Origin of the sequence: Thermocladium sp. ECH_B, assembly GCA_001516585.1 — an archaeon.
Taxonomy (GTDB): domain Archaea; phylum Thermoproteota; class Thermoprotei; order Thermoproteales; family Thermocladiaceae; genus Thermocladium.
Window position 1 is genome coordinate 1 of sequence record LOBW01000101.1, and the last position, 4,933, is coordinate 4,933.

Here is a 4,933-nt window from a genome sequence, read left to right on the forward strand (position 1 = left end):
TTNNTTGCTTCGCCGAGTTCCTCATTTATCCATCTCGATCTTAGGATTCCGATGCCGTGATGATGGCTTATGGAGCCGCCGTTCCTCAATGTGGCTTCCATGGCTGCATCCCATATTTTCCAATATGCCTCATTGCTTGGCCTAAAGAGAACCGTGAAATATATGCATGCGCCGTTTATATATAGGTGAGATACGTGAGCCATCACCGCCACAACCCCTTCAATATTAATTATGGAGTTCCTGATGCCCTCGTAAATCAGCGGCAGCCTTGACCACGTGCCGGCAACCTCTATAGTATCGAACCATAGACCTAATTTCTTGACTCTATCTATTTCCTCATCGATATTGAACCTATTCTTGTACCATAAATTGAAGAATTCATCATCTGTTGATTCACCGTCATGCTTCATGATTATTTCCCTGGCCTTGCTCCACATAAGCGTCACTAGGTCATCATTATATCCCTCAAAGTTAATTATTAGGGTTGGCTTATTAGTGCCGAACCTTATGCTTGACTCATACTCATCGTATAGCCTAGCAATGGCGGGGGTAATCCTATTGATCATGAGTTCCCTAAGGGCCTTGATACCATCATTGATGGACCTAAATGCATATGATCCATTTATGGTGAATGCAGGTAATGGTACTATCCTTAGCACTGCCTTAGTTATTATGCCTAACAATCCCTCAGAGCCGATGAAGAGGTGCTTAAGCGATGGACCAGTTGATGCTCGTGGAACAGTATTACGCCGAAGCCAAGTTATTTTACCGCTTGGCAATACTATCTCTAGGTTCAGCGTAATATCCTCTATATTGCCGTAGAGAGTACTGTATTCCCCTGAGCTCATGGTGGCTATTAATCCACCTATAGTCGCGTAATCGAATGATTGAGGCACATGTCTAAGGCTGTGCCCAGCCTCATTTAGTTTGGTCTCCACATCCCTTAGCTTAGCCCCCGCCTCGACCGTTATAGTTTGGTCATCAATATTGATATCAAGCACTTTATTTAGCCCAGTCATATCGATCACTATGGAGCCTCCGCCTGCAGATGACCCGGTAACGCTGGATCCGCCTCCATAGATGACCACGGGAATCTTCTTCTCATTGCCATTAATTACCTTTAATGCCGTGGCAACATCATTCTCATTACTTGGCAGAACAACTGCGGCCGGCCTTGGCGGCTTTTCATTAAACACTTGTTCACGCATCATTAGTAATGGCCAAAAATCCCTAGCATACTTTTCGAGAGATGATTCATCCGTTACAACCTTATCATTGCCGAGCACTTTAATTAATTCATTAATTACTTGCACTTCATTCTCACCACTATTTTCTTAATGGTGTCCCTATTTAATGATACCTTCTCCTCATTTGGCTTCACGCGAATATCGGGATCCACATGGATTCCCCTAATTAGGTCCCTAAACCCCCACTTACCGTGAAATACATTTAACATCGCTGCTACTCCTCTAGCCGTGACTTCAACATCGCGTTGCCGCTCTATCTCTATATTGAGTGCGGTTGCCAGTAGTTTCAGGAATAATGTGCTTCGCGATAATCCACCATCGACCCTGAGCAGATTAACGTTGGCGTTATTCCTGATTTTATCAAATATTATACCAATTAATTGGACAAGTCCCTCCATTACGGCCCTCACAAACGATTCCCTGGTAACGCCTAGGGTGAGGCCATCTATTAAGCCCCTGGCGCACGGTCTTTGAGGAACATTGACTCCAGCCAATGCTGGCACTACAATTAAATCGCCAATGCCTACTCCAGCTAATTTATCCAACTCCTCGGGGGCACTTATGAGGCCGAGCTTAGTCAGCCAATCAATGACTGATCCAGTCGCCGGAAGAAAGCCCTCAACTCCATAAAATGATTCATTGCCTACCTTAAGCATCAGCAGCGGCAGTAAGCCACTGCCTATCTTGAATTCATTGGTTGCGGCATCCACGAATGATCCGGTTCCATTAGTTACCTTACCGCAGCCAGATTCCATGCATCCCTCGCCAACCATTGCTGCCTGCTGATCAGCTATCATGACGCCGATATCAATGCCATTTATATTACCATGGTCATATATATTATCAACAATATCGGGATTTATTGCCTCCGGTATTCCCAGAACATCATATACCGCCTTGATTCTCCTGAAATTACTTGGATTCCAAAGCCCCGTCAGCGCCTCATTAGTGGCATCGTTAATGTATTTACCGCTTATTAAAAATGCCAAAAAGGAGCTAAGGGTTCCCACATAGGCATCGCCTCTCTTAATTCGCTCCAATAAGTCGCCCCTATTCCTCTTTAGCCATAGTATCTGCACGGCTGGGGACGTGGACACTAATATGCTGCTTAACGGCGGCACATGCTTCAGTAGCGATAATGGAAACTTATTAATGACCTCCAACCCCCTCCTGTCTAGCCAAGTAATTATATTGGTAAGGGGATTACCGGATCTGTCCCATACTATTATAGACGCCCTATAAGTGGAGATCCCAATGAGCCTAACATCCCTGCTTCTCGCTGTATTTAATAGGTGATTAAATGCCGCCTTAAGTGCTTCGGCGTCTTGCTCTGCATAATAACTTCGTGGGAACAGCATCGGCACATTAATGGATTCTTGATATTCATGGTTTAATTCATCATCATATATAATCAGTTTCATGCTTGTTGTTCCCACATCTATAACGCCGAGATTCATTTAATTGACACCCCTAATGCATACCTTATCGGTCTTAGGGAGATCTATCACGGCAGCATCGCCATGAATCGCGTATTCCTTATCATTAATCATTATCTTCCCACCACCCCTTAACGCGACTATTACCCTGCGTGTTTTTCCCTTGATTAAGTTCCCTGGATATATTGGTATATTGCTATCTATAATTATTGGTTCGCCATCGCCGATTAATTCATGTGCCATTATCTTCCCGCTTTCCATTATAATGTTTGGATCAAATGACTCAATAACGGCTTGCCCAATTGCTCGGAGCTCAGGGAATGGGTTGTGTGTCTTAAATATGGCTACTATTAGGGTGTCGGCATCGATCCATTTATCATAAATGCGAACGCCCTCCACCCTGCTTGTCCCCTTGATGCGATTGATAGTGCCTTTAATCATGGTCACATCGCTTACGGGATTTGAATCTATCTTTGTTGGGGTCACCAATGTGACCATGCATCCAAGTTTAGTCAATTCATTGCTTAATAAGGCGGCATATGCATTATCTCCATATATCACAATTCTTTTCCCCGGCAATAAGCCATAGTGGATCAAATCAAGCACGGCGTGAAATGTATACACGCCTGCCGGTCTATCTCCATATACCCCTAATTCAGGCAAAGTTGCGACTCGAAAACCAGTAGCGGCCACTGCATCCCTAAGCTCACTATAGCTATTTCCCCGCAACTCATAGATTCTTTCATTAATCCTAATAGCCGCTGCGCTCACTATATTGGTTCTATGCCTTGCGCAATCAATGAATGAATCAATTCCTGGATACAATATGTTAACACCGCCCACGCGGTCCCTATATTCAATAACCCTGGCATCGACGCCAGCCTCTTCAAGTTCAAGGGCCAGGGATAAACCGGCAATGCCTGCGCCAATTATCGAGTAACTAACCATGAATTGCCACCTGACTTCGTTAACTTGCTAGGATCGACGCCCAATTCCTCGGAGATCACCTTAATTGCCTTTCCAAGGCACATACCTTGACAAATGCCCATGCCCAGTCCAGTAATGAATGCAACCCCATCAAGAGTCTTGGCGCCGCGCTTAATGGCATTACGGATATCGCTCCTCGTGATGGTCATGCATGGACAAATGACTTCTCCATCATCAGTTATGTGCTTGCCCTCCCTCACCAAGTCCCTAGTGAATATGATGGGCTTAACTTCTTTGGCATCCTTTTTAGCTTGCAATTCAATGCCTGAATCCTTAGCCATATTAATGACTCTCTTAGCTATTGCTGGGGCAGCGGTTAGTCCAGGGGATTCAATGCCTATTAAGTGAATGATTCGTTTGCTCGTATTACTATACGTTATGATGAAGTCATCGCCCTCCGGAATGGGCCTAACGCCAGCATATGCCTTTATTGGTATCGAATTGTGTCTAGGCATTATTCGCTTAAATTTCTCGAGAAGTACCTGAATATCATTTTCATTAACTGCCCTATCATCCCTATCGCCGGCGGACAGGCTTGGGCCCCATATGGTAGTGCCAAACATGGTTGGGATTATTGCGCCTCCTTTAGTTTTTGGGTTAGGCATTAATTGTAGGGGGGTCACTATGCTTCTCGTTTGCTCGCCCCAAAACACTAACATTGCGCCCTTCCCGAACTCTATTCTATACTCGTCTCCAAACATCTTAGCTATTTCAGCAGAATATAAACCAGCCGCATTCACTAGGAGCCGCGCCCCATACTCGCCTCTGCTGGTCGATATGATCACGCGATCATTAGTTACGCTCGCATTATTGATTGTGGTCTCTAGGAGGAAATCAACACCATTTAGCGAGCAGAAATTATAGAGTTGAGACACTAATTCAAATGAATTAATCACGCCATAACCATCTATTTTAATGCCTCCCAGGCCCTTTACATTAGGTTCAAGCCTAGTTAACTCCCTGGAGCCAAGAATACTTATCTTAAATCCATGCTTACCATAGATGCGCTTGAGCACTAACCATACTGCGGGCAATGCAAGCAGATGAGCGGGGCTCTCAGCGACCAATATAGTGCTCATTCTCTTGATTTCAACATGTAATTTCCTAGATATATCTTCATACAGTCTGTTGCCCTCTATCGCTAATTTACTTCTCAGAGTGTTGAAGGGGGGTTGAACAACATGAATAACTCCCGCATGTCCTTTGGAAACACCGAAGCCGGGTTCCACGTTCTTATCTATTACAAGTATCTTTGCATTGTAG

The 4,933-nt window shown here is 44.6% G+C and carries 3 protein-coding genes; all 3 read right to left on the reverse strand.

All coding sequences use genetic code 11. The features are described from left to right. Positions 1–1,303 precede the first annotated feature (1,303 nt). Positions 1,304–2,704 carry a carbohydrate kinase gene (locus AT710_09120; protein KUO90372.1) on the reverse strand — a complete coding sequence of 467 codons (1,401 nt, stop codon included), beginning with the start codon at positions 2,702–2,704 and terminating at the stop codon, positions 1,304–1,306. Beyond that, positions 2,705–3,631, reverse strand: coding sequence for a monooxygenase (locus tag AT710_09125; protein KUO90373.1), 927 nt, complete (start codon positions 3,629–3,631; stop codon positions 2,705–2,707). Continuing rightward, on the reverse strand, positions 3,613–4,933 hold a 1,321-nt coding region (locus AT710_09130; protein KUO90374.1), incomplete at its 5' end, for an FAD-dependent oxidoreductase. The genes AT710_09130 and AT710_09125, both read right to left, overlap by 19 nt.